The 19,447-nt window shown below is 44.8% G+C and carries 17 protein-coding genes and 1 riboswitch; of the genes, 11 read left to right on the top strand and 6 right to left on the bottom strand.

Features of this window, described 5'->3' with window-relative positions:
- Window positions 1-37 precede the first annotated feature (37 nt).
- The 7 genes from bdbD (at window position 38) to JQX68_RS17130 (ending at window position 10,421) form a co-directional block, all read left to right on the top strand.
- Window positions 38-706: a disulfide bond formation protein BdbD gene (bdbD, locus tag JQX68_RS17160; protein ID WP_069150315.1), complete on the top strand. Its 669-nt coding sequence runs from the start codon at window positions 38-40 to the stop codon at window positions 704-706.
- 4 nt (window positions 707-710) lie between these two features.
- Window positions 711-1,127: a disulfide oxidoreductase gene (locus JQX68_RS17155; protein ID WP_147772532.1), complete on the top strand. Its 417-nt coding sequence runs from the start codon at window positions 711-713 to the stop codon at window positions 1,125-1,127.
- 184 nt (window positions 1,128-1,311) lie between these two features.
- Window positions 1,312-1,920, top strand: coding sequence for a trimeric intracellular cation channel family protein (locus JQX68_RS17150; RefSeq protein WP_014665381.1), 609 nt, complete (start codon window positions 1,312-1,314; stop codon window positions 1,918-1,920).
- A gap of 192 nt (window positions 1,921-2,112) precedes the next feature.
- Window positions 2,113-4,437, top strand: a complete 2,325-nt coding sequence (gene helD / locus JQX68_RS17145) for a DNA helicase IV (RefSeq protein WP_147772531.1) — start codon at window positions 2,113-2,115, stop codon at window positions 4,435-4,437.
- Window positions 4,438-4,607: 170 nt separating this feature from the next.
- Entirely contained in the window at window positions 4,608-6,425 is a 1,818-nt protein-coding gene (locus tag JQX68_RS17140) for an assimilatory sulfite reductase (NADPH) flavoprotein subunit (protein WP_147772530.1), read from the top strand.
- A 25-nt stretch (window positions 6,426-6,450) separates the two neighbouring features.
- The gene (cysI, locus tag JQX68_RS17135; protein ID WP_147772529.1) at window positions 6,451-8,166 is read left to right on the top strand and encodes an assimilatory sulfite reductase (NADPH) hemoprotein subunit; all 1,716 of its coding nucleotides are present in this window, start codon (window positions 6,451-6,453) and stop codon (window positions 8,164-8,166) included.
- A 242-nt stretch (window positions 8,167-8,408) separates the two neighbouring features.
- Complete coding sequence (locus JQX68_RS17130; RefSeq protein ID WP_069150312.1) at window positions 8,409-10,421, top strand: Na+/H+ antiporter; 2,013 nt, start codon at window positions 8,409-8,411, stop codon at window positions 10,419-10,421.
- 46 nt (window positions 10,422-10,467) lie between these two features.
- On the opposite strand, the gene yvgO is transcribed toward JQX68_RS17130, so the two are convergent.
- Window positions 10,468-10,953, bottom strand: coding sequence for a stress response protein YvgO (gene yvgO / locus JQX68_RS17125; RefSeq protein ID WP_014665375.1), 486 nt, complete (start codon window positions 10,951-10,953; stop codon window positions 10,468-10,470).
- A 222-nt stretch (window positions 10,954-11,175) separates the two neighbouring features.
- On the opposite strand from yvgO, the gene pgoN reads away from it, so the two are divergent.
- On the top strand, window positions 11,176-12,006 hold the full coding sequence (gene pgoN / locus JQX68_RS17120) for a glyoxal/methylglyoxal reductase (RefSeq protein ID WP_040081825.1): 831 nt from the start codon (window positions 11,176-11,178) through the stop codon (window positions 12,004-12,006).
- Between the two features lie 29 nt (window positions 12,007-12,035).
- Here pgoN and modB read toward each other — a convergent pair whose 3' ends face one another.
- On the bottom strand, window positions 12,036-12,728 hold the full coding sequence (gene modB / locus JQX68_RS17115; RefSeq protein ID WP_134975116.1) for a molybdate ABC transporter permease subunit: 693 nt from the start codon (window positions 12,726-12,728) through the stop codon (window positions 12,036-12,038).
- The gene (gene modA / locus JQX68_RS17110) at window positions 12,700-13,482 is read right to left on the bottom strand and encodes a molybdate ABC transporter substrate-binding protein (RefSeq protein ID WP_147772528.1); all 783 of its coding nucleotides are present in this window, start codon (window positions 13,480-13,482) and stop codon (window positions 12,700-12,702) included. Before modA ends, modB begins: the two co-directional genes overlap by 29 nt.
- Window positions 13,483-13,592: 110 nt before the next feature.
- On the opposite strand from modA, the gene JQX68_RS17105 reads away from it, so the two are divergent.
- Complete coding sequence (locus tag JQX68_RS17105; RefSeq protein ID WP_041521534.1) at window positions 13,593-14,519, top strand: substrate-binding domain-containing protein; 927 nt, start codon at window positions 13,593-13,595, stop codon at window positions 14,517-14,519.
- 29 nt (window positions 14,520-14,548) lie between these two features.
- Here JQX68_RS17105 and JQX68_RS17100 read toward each other — a convergent pair whose 3' ends face one another.
- Together JQX68_RS17100 and JQX68_RS17095 are read right to left on the bottom strand one after the other, a co-directional pair.
- Window positions 14,549-16,402 carry an LTA synthase family protein gene (locus JQX68_RS17100; protein ID WP_147772527.1) on the bottom strand — a complete coding sequence of 618 codons (1,854 nt, stop codon included), beginning with the start codon at window positions 16,400-16,402 and terminating at the stop codon, window positions 14,549-14,551.
- Window positions 16,403-16,501: 99 nt separating this feature from the next.
- Window positions 16,502-16,984 (bottom strand): metal-dependent hydrolase, encoded by a 483-nt coding sequence (locus JQX68_RS17095; protein ID WP_014665369.1) that lies wholly within the window; start codon window positions 16,982-16,984, stop codon window positions 16,502-16,504.
- A gap of 165 nt (window positions 16,985-17,149) precedes the next feature.
- Here JQX68_RS17095 and sspJ point away from each other — a divergent pair, with 165 nt between their 5' ends.
- Both sspJ and JQX68_RS17085 read left to right on the top strand, forming a co-directional pair.
- Entirely contained in the window at window positions 17,150-17,290 is a 141-nt protein-coding gene (gene sspJ / locus JQX68_RS17090; protein ID WP_014665368.1) for a small acid-soluble spore protein SspJ, read from the top strand.
- Between the two features lie 116 nt (window positions 17,291-17,406).
- A riboswitch (Lysine riboswitch) is annotated at window positions 17,407-17,586 on the top strand.
- A gap of 103 nt (window positions 17,587-17,689) precedes the next feature.
- Window positions 17,690-19,099 (top strand): amino acid permease, encoded by a 1,410-nt coding sequence (locus JQX68_RS17085; RefSeq protein ID WP_014665367.1) that lies wholly within the window; start codon window positions 17,690-17,692, stop codon window positions 19,097-19,099.
- Between the two features lie 38 nt (window positions 19,100-19,137).
- On the opposite strand, the gene JQX68_RS17080 is transcribed toward JQX68_RS17085, so the two are convergent.
- Window positions 19,138-19,410 carry a hypothetical protein gene (locus JQX68_RS17080; protein ID WP_147772526.1) on the bottom strand — a complete coding sequence of 91 codons (273 nt, stop codon included), beginning with the start codon at window positions 19,408-19,410 and terminating at the stop codon, window positions 19,138-19,140.
- Between the last annotated feature and the right edge of the window lie 37 nt (window positions 19,411-19,447).

Raw genomic sequence — 19,447 nt, 5'->3', positions numbered from 1 at the left:
CGCTTCTTTTTTAATTTTAAAACGATGAGGTGTCGGAGTGAAAAAGAAACAGCAGTCTTCTGCGAAATTCGCGGTCATCCTTACGGTTGTGGTCGTTGCATTGCTAGCAGCCATTGTCATCATTAATAACAAAACGGAACAAGGCGACGAAGCGGTTTCCGGACAGCCGTCTATTAAAGGCCAGCCTGTGCTTGGCAAGGACGATGCACCGGTAACTGTAGTAGAATTCGGAGATTACAAATGTCCGTCTTGCAAGGTGTTTAACAGTGACATCTTTCCAAAAATACAAAAAGACTTTATTGATAAGGGCGATGTGAAATTTTCTTTCGTGAACGTCATGTTCCATGGAAAAGGTTCAAGATTAGCGGCTCTTGCATCAGAAGAAGTATGGAAGGAAGACCCTGACTCTTTCTGGGACTTCCATGAAAAGCTGTTTGAAAAACAGCCGGATACAGAACAGGAATGGGTAACCCCGGGCGTTCTCGGTGATCTTGCAAAAAGCACCACAAAGATAAAACCTGAGACGCTCAAGAAAAATCTTGATAAGGAAACATTCGCTTCTCAAGTGGAAAAGGATTCTGACCTTAATCAAAAAATGAACATAAATGCAACACCGACGATTTACGTCAATGATAAAGTAATTAAGAAGTTTATGGATTATGATGAAATCAAAGAAACGATAGAAAAAGAGCTGAAAGGGAAGTAACGATATGAAAAATAGAATCGTATTTTTATATGCTTCCTGGGTTGTGGCTCTTGTCGCTATGCTGGGCAGCCTGTATTTTAGTGAAATCAGAAAGTTCATTCCATGTGAACTGTGCTGGTACCAGCGTATCCTCATGTATCCGCTCGTCCTGATTTTAGGCATTGCCACCTTTCAAGGGGACACACGCGCGAAAAAATATGTGCTTCCGATGGCGATGATCGGGGCATTTATTTCGATCATGCATTACTTAGAGCAAAAAGTGCCCGGCTTTAGCGGCATTAAGCCGTGTGTAAGCGGCGTGCCGTGCTCGGGCCAATATATTAACTGGTTTGGTTTTATTACCATTCCATTCCTGGCCTTGATTGCTTTTATCCTGATTATCGTTTTTATGTGCCGGCTGAAGGGCGAAAAATCTGAATAACCCAAAAGCGCCTCGTATGCCGGGGCGCTTTTTAATTTCGCAAAACTCATGTCCATCAGCAATAGCCGTATTCCCTCTAAATTTATCTTTTTTTCTTATAAAAATGTTATTGCTTTTACGCTTGAGCGATTATAAAATCTAGAGGTCGTCAGAAAATTTAACAAACATAAAGGGAGTCATCAGAATGGCTTGGGAGCTGCTCAGTGTGATTGGCATCATTGCGTTTGCAGTCAGCGGCGCAATTGTTGCGATGGAAGAGGAATACGATATTTTAGGAGTTTATATATTAGGGATCGTTACAGCTTTTGGAGGAGGAGCGATCCGCAATTTGCTGATTGGTGTTCCTGTGTCAGCGCTATGGGAGCAGGGAGCGTACTTTCAAATCGCGCTTTTATCTATTACAATTGTGTTTCTGTTTCCGAAGCTGCTGCTGAAGCATTGGAATAAGTGGGGCAATTTGTCAGATGCGATCGGCCTCGCAGCCTTTGCTATCCAAGGCGCACTGTATGCCGTCAAAATGGGCCATCCGCTTAGTGCCGTGATTGTGGCTGCGGTGCTGACGGGAAGCGGGGGCGGAATCATCCGCGACCTTCTTGCCGGGCGCAAACCGCTTGTGCTGAAGGCGGAAATTTACGCGGTCTGGGCGGCTCTCGGCGGATTAATCGTCGGATTGGGCTGGCTGGGGAACTCGGTAGGCTTATACGTTCTGTTTTTTGTGCTCGTTGTCTGCCGGGTTTGTTCCTATATGTTTAATTGGAAGCTGCCAAACCGTTCTTTTCGCTTAGATAATTAATAGCAAAAAAACCGATTTCGATGTGAAGTCGGTTTTTTTGCATATAAATAACCCAAACCTTGATTGATTTTGGGTAAATGTGATAAGATAAATTGTATTTGCCAGTTTTCATCATATATTTGATATATGTATCCAATTATATTTTACAGTATTTCATCTATGTTTGTCAACTATTTTCTGGAGGTGCCGTTCATGAATCAGAAGGATAAGGAATGGAAGGAAGAGCAGTCAAGAATAGATGAGGTGCTGCAGGAACTCGGAAAAAAAGAGCGGTTTCTGGAAACGTCTGCGGGCGGGTTGAAGCATGATATCATCGGATTAAGAAAAAGCTTTTGGGAGGATGTGAAGGTTAATTTTGATGATGCCCATGAAGCGGTTGAAACGATGGCAAGCATTAAGCAGCAGGCAGAGCTGCTGTCTGATCGGGAACGGAATCATCGGCGCATGGCTCAGCAGCTCAAACGAATTCAACAATTAAAAAAATCGCCTTATTTCGGACGGATTGATTTTATTGAAAACGGCGAGGAGCAGGCAGAGCGAATTTATATCGGTTTAGCTTCCTGTTTGGATGAGAAGGAGGAACACTTTCTGATTTATGACTGGAGGGCGCCGATATCAAGTATGTACTACAATTATTCCCCAGGAAAAGCGGAGTACGAGGTGTCCGGTGAAACGATAGAAGGGGAAATGGTGCTGAAACGACAGTTTATGATCAAAAACGGCGATCTCAAGGCGATGTTTAATACCGATATGACGATTGGCGATGAAATGCTGCAAGAGGTATTAAGCCATCATTCCGATACCCAAATGAAAAACATCGTGTCTACGATTCAGAAAGAACAAAATCAGATTATCCGTAATGAAAAAAGCAAATTCCTGATCGTGCAGGGAGCGGCTGGGAGCGGAAAAACCTCGGCAGCGCTTCAGCGTGTCGCTTATTTGTTATACAGGCACCGCGGCGTCATTGATGCCGGACAAATCGTTTTGTTTTCTCCTAACTTCTTATTTAACAGCTATGTCTCCTCTGTTTTGCCTGAGTTAGGAGAAGAGAATATGGAGCAGGCGACGTTTCAGGAATATATCGAGCATCGGCTTGGCCGCAGGTTTCAATGTGAAAGCCCCTTTGACCAGCTTGAATATTGCCTGACTGAAACAAAGGAAGGCGATTTTCCAACAAGGCTTGCGGGTATCACATGGAAGGCGGGTTTATCTTTTCAGCAATTCATTGATGAATACGTCACAAGGCTGTCCTCTGAAGGGATGATTTTTAAAAATATTGTTTTCCGCAGCCAAAAGCTGATTACAAAGGAACAGATTCAATCCTATTTTTACTCATTGGATCAAAATCACTCGATCCCGAACCGGATGGAACAAACCGCGAAGTGGCTGCTGAGTGAGCTTAACAAGCTTGAGAAAAAGGAGCGTCGAAAGGATTGGGTCGTTCATGAAGCTGAGCTGCTCGACAAAGAGGACTACTTGGACGTGTACAAGAAACTGCAGGAAAGGAAACGGTTCAGCGAGAGTACGTTTAACGATTATCAAAGAGAGCAGCAGCTGCTTGCCGCCATCATTGTGAAAAAAGCTTTCAAACCGCTCAAACAAGCGGTCAGACTCCTGGCATTTCTTGATGTGAACCAGCTGTATCTGCAATTGTTTTCCGGATGGGGAGGGAAATCCCAGCATGAGAAGACGGCAGCGATAGGAGAGCTGACCCGTTCGGCATTTACGGAAAATAAATTGCTCTATGAGGACGCGGCACCGTTTCTTTATATGCAGGATCTGATTGAGGGCAGAAAGAAAAATACGAAGATCAAACACCTATTTATTGACGAAGCCCAGGACTATTCACCGCTGCAGATGGCTTACATGAGAAGCATTTTTCCGGCTGCCAGCATGACAGTGCTTGGTGATATCAATCAGTCTATCTACGCTCATGCCATACACGGGGATCAGCGTATGGATGCGTGCTTTGAAGATGAGCCTGCTGAGTATGTTCGTTTAAAGAGAACGTACAGATCGACAAGGCAGATTGTCGAGTTTACAAAAGCGATGCTTCAAGATGGGGCGGATATTGAGCCGTTTAACAGAAACGGGGAAATGCCGATCGTGGTCAAAACTGAAGGGCATGAGAGCCTTTGCCAAAAGCTCGCGCAAGAAATTGGACTGCTCAAGAAAAAAGGGCACGAAACAATAGCCGTCATTTGCAAGACTGCTCAGCAATGCATACAGGCGCACGCCCACATGAGTGAATATGCAGATGTTCGCCTGATTCATAAAGAAAATCAACCATTCCAAAAGGGTGTTTGCGTGATTCCCGTGTATTTAGCGAAGGGAATTGAATTTGATGCAGTACTTGTCTATGATGCATCTGAAGAACACTATCATACAGAGCACGACCGCAGGCTTTTATATACTGCGTGCACCCGTGCAATGCATATGCTGACGGTATTTTATACAGGTGAAGCCAGTCCGTTTGTAACCGCTGTGCCGCCTCACTTATATCAGAATGCTGAATGAAGAGAAGGGAGTCCTTCTCTTTTTTCTATTTACATGAAGCATAGCCGTTTTATCATTAGGATTCTTAATAGTTATCATCATGTAAATATATTTTACTTAAGCCTAGTATTCCGGTAAAGTTCAATTAGATGCAATTTTCGATCAGTTTATAACTTTGTGAGGTGGATACGTTGCAACTTCAGGTAATGAACAGTCCGTTTAATCAGGAGCAGGCAGAGCTCCTTAACCGCCTTCTGCCGACCTTGACCGAATCCCAGAAAATCTGGCTGAGCGGATATTTATCCGCGCAATCTGTTTCCTCCCAAGAAACTGCGGGTGCGCCGGCGGCAGCTGTGTCTGTGGAGGCACCAGCACCGGCCGTTTCAAAAGAAGTGACCGTTCTTTATGGTTCACAAACAGGAAACGCACAGGGGCTTGCAGAAAATGCCGGCAAGCAGCTTGAACAGAGCGGTTTTCAAGTGACCGTCTCATCCATGAGCGATTTTAAGCCGAATCAGCTGAAGAAGGTAACCAATCTTTTAATCGTGGTTAGTACGCACGGTGAAGGCGATCCGCCTGATAACGCGCTGTCGTTTCACGAATTTCTGCACGGAAGACGGGCGCCTAAGCTTGAAAATCTGCGTTTTTCCGTTTTGGCGCTTGGTGATAGTTCGTACGAATTTTTCTGCCAGACAGGGAAAGAATTTGATCAGCGCTTAGAAGAACTCGGAGGAGAACGGATTTCTCCGCGCGTTGATTGCGATCTTGACTATGATGAACCGGCAGCCGAATGGCTTGAGGGTGTATTGAAGGGATTAAATGAAGCTGGGGGCGGAAGCGCCGTACCTGCGCCGGCGGCTGCGGCTCAAACCGGTGAGTCTTCGTATTCCAGAACAAACCCGTTTCGGGCTGAAGTGTTAGAAAATTTGAATTTAAACGGCAGAGGATCAAATAAAGAAACACGTCATGTGGAGCTGTCTCTTGAAGGATCTGGCCTGACTTACGAGCCTGGTGACAGCCTCGGCGTCTATCCGGAAAACGATCCAGAGCTTGTCGAACTGCTCCTTAAGGAAATGAATTGGGACCCGGAAGAAATTGTGACGCTTAATAAGCAAGGTGATGTCCGTCCGCTGAAAGAAGCGCTGATTTCTCACTATGAGATTACCGTTCTCACAAAACCGCTTCTTGAACAAGCAGCCCAATTGACGGGAAGTGAGGAGCTTAGAGACCTTTTAGCCCCGGGAAATGAGGAGAATGTAAAAGCTTATATTGAAGGACGCGATTTGCTTGATCTCGTCCGTGATTATGGCCCATTCAGTGTATCTGCGCAGCAATTCGTCTCGATTTTGAGAAAAATGCCTGCCCGCCTTTATTCGATTGCAAGCAGTTTATCCGCAAATCCGGATGAAGTGCATTTAACAATCGGCGCAGTCCGCTACGATGCGCACGGCCGTGAACGAAAAGGCGTCTGCTCAATTTTATGTGCGGAACGTCTGCAGCCGGGGGACACACTGCCTGTTTATGTACAGCACAACCAAAACTTTAAGCTTCCGAAAGATCCTGAAACACCAATTATCATGGTCGGCCCCGGGACAGGCGTCGCACCTTTCCGTTCCTTTATGCAGGAGCGTGAGGAGACGGGAGCGGAAGGAAAAGCATGGATGTTCTTTGGCGATCAGCACTTTGTCACGGATTTCCTTTACCAGACAGAGTGGCAGAATTGGCTCAAAGACGGTGTGCTGACAAAAATGGATGTGGCGTTCTCGCGTGATACGGAAGAAAAAGTATATGTGCAGCACCGCATGCTTGAACAGAGCGCAGAGTTGTTCGAATGGCTTCAAGAAGGAGCGGCTGTTTACATTTGCGGAGATGAAAAGCACATGGCGCATGACGTCCATAACACATTACTTGAGATTATCGAAAAAGAAGGCAAAATGAGCCGCGAAGAAGCGGAAGCTTATCTTGCCGATATGCAGCAGCAAAAACGCTATCAGCGTGATGTATACTGATTTGACTTGAAAGGAGTTTTTCAACATGGTGACCAAAATCTTAAAAGCACCGGACGGCTCTCCAAGTGATGTTGAACGCATTAAAAGAGAAAGCGACTATTTGCGCGGCACACTGAAAGAAGTGATGCTCGATCGGATCAGTGCAGGAATTCCTGATGATGACAACCGCCTGATGAAGCACCACGGCAGTTATTTGCAGGATGACCGCGATCTCCGCAATGAACGCCAAAAGCAAAAGCTTGAACCGGCCTATCAGTTCATGCTGCGCGTGCGTATGCCAGGGGGCGTTTCAACGCCTGAGCAATGGCTTGTCATGGATGACCTTTCTCAGAAATACGGGAACGGCACATTAAAGCTGACGACACGTGAAACGTTCCAAATGCACGGGATTTTGAAATGGAACATGAAGAAAACCATCCAGACGATCCACTCAGCGCTTTTGGATACGATCGCAGCCTGCGGAGACGTAAACCGTAACGTCATGTGTGCATCAAACCCTTATCAGTCTGAAATCCATTCAGAGGTATACGAGTGGTCGAAGAAATTAAGTGATGATCTGCTGCCGCGGACGAGAGCCTATCATGAAATTTGGCTCGATGAGGAAAGAGTGGCCGGCACGCCGGAGGAAGAAGTCGAGCCAATGTACGGACCGCTCTATCTGCCGCGGAAGTTTAAAATCGGTATTGCCGTTCCGCCGTCTAATGATATTGACGTCTTTTCACAAGATCTCGGATTCATTGCGATTGTCGAAGATGGCAAGCTGATTGGATTTAATGTGGCGATTGGCGGCGGCATGGGAATGACGCATGGCGACACAGCCACATACCCGCAATTAGCCAAGGTCATCGGATTCTGCCGGCCCGATCAAATGTATGACGTTGCTGAAAAAACGATTACGATTCAGCGTGATTACGGAAACCGTTCTGTCCGCAAAAATGCGCGGTTCAAATACACAGTTGACCGCCTCGGTTTAGATACCGTAAAAGAAGAATTGGAAAACCGTCTCGGCTGGAGCCTGGAAGCAGCGAAGCCATATCATTTCGATCATAACGGCGACCGCTACGGCTGGGTGGAAGGCATCGAGGATAAATGGCATTTCACGCTGTTTGTCGAAGGCGGCCGTATAACGGATTACGATGATTATAAGCTGATGACAGGCTTACGGGAAATCGCCAAAGTTCATACAGGCGAGTTCCGTCTGACAGCCAATCAAAACCTGATTATCGCAAACGTTTCAAGCGAGAAAAAAGATGAAATCAGTGCGTTAATCGAGCAATACGGCCTAACTGACGGCAAGCATCATTCAGCACTTCGCCGCAGCTCGATGGCTTGCGTCGCTCTTCCAACCTGCGGATTGGCAATGGCGGAAGCAGAACGTTATTTGCCAACCCTCTTAGATAAGGTTGAAGATATTATTGACGAAAACGGCCTTCGTGATCAGGAAATCACCATTCGCATGACAGGATGCCCGAACGGCTGTGCACGCCACGCACTCGGTGAGATTGGATTTATCGGAAAGGCGCCGGGCAAATATAATATGTATCTTGGCGCTGCCTTTGACGGAAGTCGTTTAAGCAAAATGTACCGTGAAAACATCGGTGAAGCAGACATTTTAAGCGAGCTTCGCGTCCTTCTTTCCCGCTATGCGAAAGAACGTGAGGAAGGCGAGCATTTCGGTGACTTTGTTATCCGCGCCGGCATTATTAAAGCAACAACTGACGGTACGAATTTTCATGATTGAGAATGAAAGACGAGAGACGGGGAATAGCTTCCTGTCTCTTTTTTTGCAATTTGCTCTGATGCAAAAAAGTTCACTGTGAGCATATCATGAGAAAAAATACCCTAAAAAGGGTACTATAAAAGAAGACAAGTGTGGAGGAAACTCCTGCGAAACCACGTATCGGATGCAAGGCCAGCCTGGCTCAGCGACTTTTAGACAAGACTCACCATGCACGAAAGACAACAACGAAGGAGGTCATGCATTTGGACATATTTTTAGTTGTGCTTGTTTTATTAACGATTATTGCGATTTCTAATATCGTGAACCGATTTATTCCGTTTATTCCGGTGCCGCTGATTCAAGTGGCCCTTGGGATTCTTGCCGCCTCATTTCCACAGGGACTTCATTTTGAATTAAGCACCGAATTGTTTTTTGTTCTGTTTATCGCGCCTCTGCTATTTAATGATGGAAAGAGGACGCCGCGGGCGGAGCTTTGGAATTTAAGAGCGCCCATTTTATTGCTTGCCCTCGGCCTTGTGTTCGCAACTGTGATTGTAGGCGGCTATACGATTCACTGGATGATTCCTGATATTCCGCTGGCAGCGGCCTTTGGACTTGCGGCCATTCTTTCACCGACTGATGTCGTCGCTGTCAGCGCATTATCAGGAAGAGTGAAAATGCCAAAAGGGATTCTTCGCCTGCTTGAAGGTGAGGGTCTGATGAATGACGCATCGGGTCTTGTAGCCTTTAAGTTTGCGATTGCAGCGGCAGTGACTGGTGCATTTTCACTAGCGCAAGCGGCTGTCAGCTTTGTCTTCATTTCTCTTGGGGGCTTGCTGTGCGGGGTAGTCATTTCATTTTTGATTATTCGTTTTCGCCTATTTCTCCGCCGCCTTGGCATGCAGGATGTCACGATGCATATGCTGATTCAAATTTTGACACCGTTTGTGATTTATTTGGCCGCTGAAGAAATCGGCGTTTCCGGCATTTTAGCTGTTGTGGCGGGAGGGATCACTCATGCGGTTGAACAGGATCGTCTGGAATCAACGATGATCAAGCTGCAAATCGTCTCCTCAAGTACGTGGAACATTATTTTATTTATTTTGAACGGCCTGGTCTTTGTTATTCTCGGCACGCAAATCCCTGATGTGATTTCTGTTATCTTTAACGATACCGCCATCAGCAACATGAAGGTGATTGGCTATATCCTAGTCATCACATTTACGTTAATGCTCCTCAGATTTCTGTGGGTGCTGTTCTTTTGGAACGGCAAATGGTTCTTTAATAAAGATCAAAACATCTATAAACCGGGTCTTCGTTCGACACTGTTAATTTCGATTTCCGGTGTGCGCGGAGCAGTAACGCTTGCGGGTTCTTTCTCCATTCCGTATTTCCTGGAGGACGGCACGCCGTTTCCGGAAAGAAATCTGATTCTCTTTTTAGCAGCCGGCGTCATTTTATGCACGCTTGTCATTGCCACTGTAGTGCTGCCGGTTCTGACTGAAAAAGAAGAAGAGGACGAGGAACGAAATAAGAAGCTGCTGACAGCGAGACGCAAATTGATCAAAACAGCTCTTCAAACGATAAAAGAGGACATGAACGATACAAACAAAACGGCCTCTCTTGCGGTGATAGCTGAATACAATGAGAAAATGAAAAACCTTCGTTTTCAGCAGTATACGTCATCTAATCGTATCAAAAAGCATGAGCGAAAGGTCCGTGCGCAAGGGGTTAAAGCTGAGCAAGAGGCACTGATGAAAATGCTGGAGCGGGGAGACATCCCGGAAGAAACAGCAAATGTGCTGCAAGAACGATTTAACGAGTTGGAAATTTTGTATGCCAACCCGTTTAAGGTCGGCTTATCAAAAACAAGGCTCAAGAGGCTGATGTATTGGATTTTCTTCGGTGAACATAAAAAGCCGGAGATGTCGATATTAAATGAAGCGGGATTGATACGGGCAACAAGAGTAAAAACGGCAAAAGCAGCAATAGAATATTTGGAAAAACATAAGACGGAAGAACATAAGGAAGTGTTTTTATCTGTCATTACATTCTATAAACAGTTAATTTTCAGGCTGGAGAACAGCCATCATGAGTTAAAATCAAGCGCACATTTTGAAAATCAAAAACTGGAAGTGAAGCTGAAGGCTGTGCAGGCGATCAGAAATGAAATTCAAACGCTGTTCGAGGAAAGAGAAATTTCCCGGGACATCTCCCATGAGCTTCGCCAATACATTAATGATGTCGAAGCCGCCATGCTTGAAGGCGGCGAATAAATGCAGCAAAAAAGCTGGTGCGTGAGAGCGCCAGCTTTTTTCTATATTAAGGGCGATGAAATTCGACAGTGCTGCCATCCCGGTCGAACCAGCCTCTGAAGGCCCAGTTAATCCAGCCGCCATCCCCTTTGTTTGTAAACGTTCCGTCTTCAAATACCCAAATGCCATACGTAATGCCGTCATAAACGGCTGAGCCATAAAATTGCACACCGTTCAAATGATCTTCATATTCCTGGCTTAAGTTAAATACCATGACGTTATATTTTTGGCCGGACGCGTAGAAGGAAGACTCCATGAGATTCTTCACAAATCCATCCCGATTCTGTGCGGATTTGATGGCATCAGCGATCTGGTTGGCAATTCCAAGTACATCCAGGTTGACGTTTAAACCTACATCAGCGGCAGTTGTTCCGGCGGTTGTTGTCTGCGAGATCTTCGGAGCAGGATTTTCTTCAGCGGAAGCAAAGGACAAAGGGGCAATTGTCAAAGCGGCACCAAGAGCAAGTGTCATTGGGATACGAATACGTTTCAAGTTGTTTCCTCCTTTGTTTTCATTTGGTTACACTAAACGCATACCCGGCTCCATGTATTTGTAATCTCAATATTGTTAAAATAGGAAAAAAATAGTACCCTGCTTTACCTTGGCTGTGAAAAAAGAAGCAAAAACAGGGCCTTAAGCGTATTATTGGTATCGGCTGAGAGGAATGTGAGATAATATAGACGCTTACATTTCAGTGAAAGGGTGGATGTTCAAGTGCCAACAAGTTTAAAAGATACGGTAAAGTTACATAACGGAGTTGAAATGCCTTGGTTCGGTCTGGGTGTTTTTAAAGTGGAAAATGGCAGTGAAGCGACTGAATCAGTGAAAGCGGCAATTAAAAACGGCTACCGCAGCATTGATACAGCAGCGATCTACAAAAATGAAGAAGGTGTTGGCATCGGGATTAAAGAATCCGGTGTGGCAAGAGAAGAGCTCTTCATCACATCAAAAGTGTGGAATGAAGATCAAGGCTATGAAACAACGCTTGCTGCCTTTGAAAAAAGCCTGGAAAGACTGCAGCTTGATTACTTAGATTTATATTTGATCCATTGGCCTGGAAAAGATAAATTTAAAGATACATGGCGCGCGCTTGAAAAGCTGTACAAAGACGGCAAAATCCGCGCGATCGGCGTCAGCAACTTCCAAGTTCATCATTTAGAAGAGCTGTTAAAAGATGCTGAAATCAAACCGATGGTGAACCAAGTTGAATTTCACCCTCGTTTGACGCAAAAAGAATTAAGAGACTATTGTAAAAAACACGGCATTCAGCTGGAAGCATGGTCTCCGCTCATGCAGGGACAGCTTTTGGATAACGAAGTACTGACACAGATTGCAGAAAAGCATAATAAATCTGTAGCTCAAGTGATTTTGCGCTGGGATCTGCAGCATGAAGTTGTAACCATTCCAAAATCCATTAAAGAACACCGTATCATCGAAAACGCTGATATTTTTGATTTCGAATTGTCTCAAGAAGACATGGATAAAATTGATGCATTAAACAAAGATGAGCGTGTCGGCCCAAATCCTGATGAGCTTCTGTTCTAATCAAAAAACTCCCCTTTACGGGGAGTTTTTTAGTGCGTTTTTTTCTGTTGAATGAAAAACAGCATCAAAAAGGAAATGACAACAATACAGACGACCCACGCCCAGGCAAGGGTATTGTTTCCGGAATCCAATGCAACATATATGGCCGTCGGCAGTGTTTGTGTAACACCGGGGATGTTCCCGGCAAACATGAGTGTTGCGCCAAATTCTCCGAGCGCCCGCGCTAGGCTCAGGATGCTCCCGGTCAGCAAAGAAGGATAGGCAAGCGGGACGGAGATATGGATAAAGACCTTCCATCTGCTTGCGCCGTCTACCATTGCCGCACCCTGTATATCGGGGTCAATGTCAGCAAATCCGGTTTTGGCTGATTGATACATGAGCGGAAAGGCTACAACAGCCGAGGCGATCACAGCGGCCCACCAGGTGAAAATGACAGGCTGCCGGAAGATCCACTCGATGGCTTGTCCGATGAAGCTATGCTTTCCGAAAATGACGATCAAAATAAAACCGACAACAGTAGGCGGAAGAACGAGCGGAAGCATAAAACATGTTTCGAGCGCCGTTTTTCCAAAAAATGATGCCCGTGACATCCAAGCTCCAGCCAGTGTTCCGAGAATAATGACAACAATTCCGGCAACTGCCGCCACCTGAAAGGAAAGCATAACAGGTGTTAAGAATTCTGAAGCGTTTATGCTACTCAGCAGTAAAACCATATTTCTCAAATACTTTCATTGCTTCATCAGATTGCAGGTATTCGTAAAATTCCTTCGCTTCCTTACGGTGTTTTGTATCTTTTACGATTCCTAACGGATAGACAATCGGGCTGTGTGTATCTGCTTTTGCCTCGTCAATAATGGTGACCTTTTTCGAGACCAGGGCATCTGTTTTATAAACAATACCTGCGTCTACATTGCCGGTTTCCACATAAGAAAGAACTTGGCGAACGTCTTTTCCGTACACAATTTTATCCTTCACTTTGTCCCATAAAGACAGTTTTGTCAGTGATTCTTTCCCATAAGCTCCTGCCGGTACGGATTCCGGAGTGCCAAGTGCGATCTTTTCTGATTCAGCCAGATTGCTGAAGCTTGTCACAGGTGAATCTCCGTTTTTCGGTACGACCAGCACAATTTCATTGCCGACTAAATCAGTGCTGTCTTTTTTTTCGATATCCCCATCATCCACCAGCTTTTTAAATTTATCCTCAGCAGCTGAGAAGAACAGATCTGCTCCTGCTCCTTGAGAAATCTGTTTTTGCAAGGCGCCGGATGAGCCATAGTTATCTTGGATGGTAATGTTTTGATGTTCTTTTTCATAATTTTTTTGGATTTCCTCAAGTGCATCCTGTGCGCTTGCGGCAGCTGAGATCGTTAATGTTACTTTTTTCCCGCTGTCTGTTGAAGACTGGTTTGAAGAACAGCCTGCTGCAAGCAGAAAAGCGGTTAAGGCTGCGATTAAAATAGAATACTTTTTAAACATGATTGCACCCCTTATGATTAGTTATATCTAATTATAACTGATTATGTTTGGTTTATGTGGGTTTTTTTACATTCGGCGAAAAGGTATAATAAAATAGGAGAGTGATGATGATGAATGAAACCTCTTCCTATACGATAGAAGAAGTTGCAGGTCTGCTAAAGGTATCAAAGCTGACCGTTTATGATTTGATTAAAAAAGGCGTGCTGCCTGCCTACCGTGTCGGAAGGCAGATGCGTGTGGATGAAGAAGATTTAAAGCAATATAAGACGAATATGAGAATGTCTCAGCCCATCGCTGCAACAGAAGCGCAGAAACAGATGCAGGAGGCTGAGCCGGACGGCAGACCGAATGTCATGATCAGCGGACAGGACATTTCGATGGATCTTCTCAGCAAGCATTTGGAGAATGCCATTCAGGAGACGCCGCTCCGTAAATACAAAGGAAGCTTAAACAGCCTGATTGATATGTATCAAGGCAAGTGTGACATTGTCAGCCTCCATTTGTACGATGCAGAAACGGGCCAGTATAACGCCCCTTATGTAAAACGGATTTTGTCAGGTGAACCGTTTTGTCTCATCAACGTCGTTCTCCGCAAAGCAGGTCTGTATGTGCAAAAAGGGAATCCGAAAAACATTCAAGGCTGGAAAGACTTGAAAAGAGCTGATATCCGGATCATCAACAGGGAAAAGGGTTCTGGCGCAAGGGTGCTCCTTGATGAACAGCTTGGCTTGCTTGGTGTGAAGCCGGCTGATGTAAAGGGATACGGCGATATCGTGACCGATCATTACGCTGCCGCTTCACAAGTTTCAAGCGGACAGGCTGACGCGGGAATCGGGGCGCAGCACGCGGCACATATGGGACGTGTTGATTTTATCCCGCTCATCGATGAACAATATGATATCGTCGTTTTGAAAAAAAATGAGCAGCTGCTCAAGGCCGTGAAGGAGATTTTGAATTCTGAGGACTACAAGGCGAACTTGTCTCATTTAAACGGCTATGAAACAAAGCTGACTGGCAAGGTGATGTTGGAAACGTAAAAAATCCCTCTTTATATAGAGGGATTTTTTCATTCGGAAAACCTGAGCAGGTCACCATTTAAAATTTTATCAGAGAGAGACAGCTCTTCGTTTGCTTTCTCCTTGTAAGGGAGGCACGCATCCTGATCTTCCAGTATTTCACCTGTTTTTTGGCTGTAGCACGTGTTTTTCGTGTATATAAAATCGTTCGTAATAAAGCTTCCGTTTCGCAGAACGGCGAATGGTGTGCGATCGCCCGACAGCAAATCATTGCCGAATTGAATATCGCCTTTTGTGTCAACGCCGAGTAAATGCATCAGTGTCGGTCTGACGTCGACTTGTCCGCCAACATCAGAGATGGTTTCCGGCTGTTGATCGGTAATTCCCGGGATATGTATGATAAACGGCACCCGCTGGAGCTGAACATTGTCATACGGCGTGATTTCGCCTTTTCCTAAAAACTCTGCCAACGCCTCGTTATGGGCTTCTGAAATGCCGTAATGATCCCCCATAAATACAATCATCGAATTTTCGTATAAGCCTTCGTCCTTCAGCTTTTTGATAAAATGCTTTAATGCCTCATCCTCATAGCGCACCGTTGTCACATAACGGTTTAGCAGGGCGCTGCTCGAATTGTATTCATCAATCAGCTGATCCTTTTTATCAATCTCAAACGGAAAATGATTCGTTAACGTGATGAAACTGCTGAAGAATGGCTGCGGCAGACTTTTCAGCTTTTCGGCGGACTGCTCTAAAAATTCCTTATCCTTTAAGCCCCAGCTTGTCGATGTTCCGGGAGTGACATGGAAGTCATCAACATCAAAAAAGCGGTCAATCCCAAATGTATCGTACATGACATCTCTGTTCCAAAATGTTTTATGGTTGGCATGAAAGGCGGCTGAATAATAATCATGCTGTTTCAGCGACTTGTACATCGTATGAAATTGATGGTCGCTTTTCGTGAAAAAGACGGCGCCGCTAAGGGAAGGATACATTGAGTTAGCAACGATGAATTCTGAATCAGATGTTTTCCCTTGTTCTGTTTGCTGATAGAAATGATCAAAGGAATAGCTTTTTTTAACGAGATCATTCATAAAAGGGGTAATTTCTTTTCCATTGACTTTTTCATTCAGCACAAAGCTTTGGGTCGACTCAAGTGTTACAAAGATGACATTGCGTCCCTTTGCCAGTCCGAATTTGCTTTGATCAGGCTTGCTATAATCAGCCTCTGTGTAATTTTTAATGGCAGATATGCTGTCTTCATCGGCAAATGCCTTCGCGCTTATATTAACAGTCTGAGAAATCGTATCGTATATATGGAACTGAAACAGACCGATGCTTTTGACGAGCATTTCCCGGTCAAAGGAATGTGCCAAAAGCTTCGGCTGCTGTACTTCTGCAAGTGCCAGCGTGCATAAAATCATGCCGCAGGAAGCTGCATAGTACCGTTTGATCGTGCGGGGAGCGGCTTTTGTCTGCGGCTGTTTCGTTTTTCTGGCGAGCAGCAGCAGACAAACCAAATCCGCAAACAGGGCAATAAACAGAGGATGGAACAGTTCTTTTACACTGCTGCCCATATCGCTCATGTTGCTGGCCTGAAATAAAACCGGAATGGTAATAAAATCGATATAAAATCCGTAAAAAATCGTATTGGAGATCAAGATGACAGTCAGAACCAGATTGGCAATCAGCAAAAAGACCCGCTGCTTGTTTCCTTTCAGAAGCAGGCCGATCCCGAATAAAGGAAGGATAAAGCTGAGCGGATTGATCAGCAAAATCAGCTCTTCCAACAGAGTGTCGATCTGCAAATCAAAGCCGAGTTTATATATCACATACGTTTTGATCCACATAAACAAGATCGAAAAACATAAAAACCGCTGATTGTGAAAAAAGGTTCCTTTCATCAATATGACTCCTCACGTTTTCTTGATCATCTGCATAAAATGCTTCTTAAGTAAAACCTACTAAAAACCGCCGGTTCAGACAAGTTTCAGCACTCGCATTTACAACATGCGTCCATGAAACAGCATATAAAAGTAGTAACATGAAGCAAGGGTCAGGCCGGCTAGCACGAGCTGCTCAGAAAAACTGCCTGTCTTCATATATAATGGAAGCCGCACGCGGATCGTTGAAGGGAATAGTAATTTGATTCCGTTCACTGTCCAAGCGTCAAGAATCAAGTGGCTCGCCATTCCGATCATTAAGCCGGCTGAGATGTTTTTATCTGGAATATATGTAGAAGTGATAAAAAACATGATGAGCATAAACAGCAGGCTGTGTGTAAAGGTACGGTGGCCAAAAACGGAGCTGACCACTTTCGATAAAATAGGAAATTTTCTCCCGATTTTGCTTTGCGTGTGGCAGATATCGGGAATCAATGCCCCAACCGCGCCTGACGCAGCCATAAGCACTGGATCAAATCCATAATAATAAGCTGCTGCCGTACAAGAAGCGATGCCTCCCATGATGTGTGTTTTTCCTGTCATTTGCCGCTTCTCCTTTATCTTTTGCAAAAAATCTCTGAATTACAAATATATCAAGAGAATGTATGTTTGATCAACAGGACTTTGGACGATAAAAAATTTCCCGCATAATTTTTCAGGAAAAAGGCATCTTAAACATGTACCTATTTTTAAAAAGAGGTGATACGAATGGGTTTCTTTAATAAAGATAAAGGAAAACGTTCCGAAAAAGAAAAAAGCGTAATCCAAGGAGCTCTTGAAGATGCAGGTTCAGCTCTAAAAGATGATCCGCTTCAAGAAGCTGTGCAAAAAAAGAAAAATAATCGATAATCACATGCGGATAGGGCTTGGCTCTATCCGTATTTTCCATCTGTTCCCTTTGACAGATCATCCTTTCTTTGATAACCTTCTGGGAGTAACTGAATAATTAAATCCTCACTCTTTCTCAGTGAGGTAGAGGTTGCGCGGATGATGAGTCACACATGCCAGGCTGACAGGAGCTGTTAAACATGTGTAAAAGGCATCAGCGCCGAAGTGTGGAGAAAGCCGATCCTTCTCTATGCTGGGACTGTATCTGAATAAGTGCAGGACTGCCGCGTGCTTTTTCGCGGAGGGCTATCCGGAGATCAAGGGTGTGTGTTTCTTTAAGCATGGACTTTTGTTCAGGCTTTTTTTGCGTTTATATGATCTCGGGGTCTGGTCCGTACAAAGAATCATGGAGGTACTGGAATGGAACAGACAAAAAAATGGGGTTTTTGGTTATTAACGGCGTTTGTCGTTGGAAATATGGTTGGATCAGGAATTTTCTCCTTGCCGAGCTCGCTTGCTTCAATCGCAAGTCCGTTTGGCGCTACGTCCGCCTGGCTTTTGACAGGTGCCGGCGTGTTGATGATTGCGCTTGTGTTCGGGCACTTGTCCATTCGCAAGCCTGAACTGACAGCGGGTCCGCAAAGTTATGCCAGAGCACTGTTTTCCGATCCGAAGAAAGGCAACGCTGCCGGTTTCACAATGGTGTGGGGCTACTGGGTGGCGAGCTGGATCAGCAACGTGGCGATCATCACAAGTCTCGCCGGTTACTTGACTTCATTCTTCCCGATCTTGGTTGACAAACGTGAGATGTTTTCGATCGGCGGGCAAGAGGTGACGCTCGGCCAATTGCTGACGTTTGCCGTATGTACGATCTTGTTATGGGGAACGCACACGATTCTTGTTGCCAGCATTAACGGTGCAAGTAAATTGAACTTTGTCACAACGCTTTCTAAAGTATTAGGTTTTGTCTTCTTTATCGTTGCCGGTTTATTTGTGTTTCAAACGACATTATTCGGTCATTTTTATTTCCCGGTTCAAGGAGAAAACGGCACAAGCATTGGAATTGGAGGCCAGGTTCATAACGCCGCGATTTCTACACTGTGGGCGTTTGTCGGAATTGAATCCGCGGTGATCCTGTCCGGTCGTGCGCGTTCTCAGCGTGATGTGAAACGTGCGACGATTACCGGCTTGCTGATTGCTTTGAGCATTTATATTATAGTGACTTTAATTACGATGGGTGTTCTGCCGCATGATAAGCTTGTCGGCTCTGAAAAACCATTTGTTGATGTACTCTATGCGATTGTTGGAAACGCGGGGAGCGTGATTATGGCGCTTTTGGCTATCCTTTGTTTATTCGGAACGATGCTCGGCTGGATTTTGCTTGGCTCTGAGGTGCCATACCAAGCCGCTAAAGCAGGAGATTTCCCGGCAGTTTTTGCAAAAACGAATAAAAAGGGAAGTCCGGTCATTGCACTCATTATTACAAACGTCATGTCACAGGTCTTCATTTTCTCCGTTATTTCCCGGACAATAAGTGACGCATTTACATTTTTAACGACAGCGGCGACACTCGCATATTTAATACCGTATCTGGTATCTGCAATTTACAGCTTGAAGCTAGTCATCAAAGGTGAAACGTATGACCAGCTGAAAGGCTCCCGTGTAAGAGACGGATTGATCGCGATACTGGCGTGTGCATATTCCGTGTTTGTTATTGTAACAGGCACAGCAGATTTAACGACATTTATTCTCGGCATCGGTTTATTCTTTGTCGGCTTGATTGTTTATCCATTTGTGAATAAAAAGTTTCAAAAAGAAAAACAAGCATAATGAAAAGACACCTGATTTGTTTTGTCAGGTGTCTTTTTTTATTGAAATACAATTTCTCCTGTTAGCAATCCGATTGTTAAAACAGCTGACAGGAAAGCTGAAATAGAAAGAAAAACCTTTACGGATAATCGTATTTGCAAAAAACGGTTTTTCAGCCTCTCCAGCAAACCAAACAGAATAAGGACTAAGATAAAAACAAAAAACACATCTGAAAAAGGTTTTCCGATATAAAGCCCGTTAAAAAAACTGATCGCGATGATGATACAGCTTAATATGAATTGAGTAAAAAAATATCCGATGTGGTTTAACATGAGCCGCTCCCTTTATTGCATGAAAAAAGAGCCGCCT

It is taken from the genome of Bacillus sp. LJBS06, from assembly GCF_016924995.1.
GTDB lineage: Bacteria > Bacillota > Bacilli > Bacillales > Bacillaceae > Bacillus > Bacillus stercoris.
The sequence above is the reverse complement of the archived record's forward strand: the minus strand, read 5'-3'. Positions and strand labels throughout refer to the sequence as shown.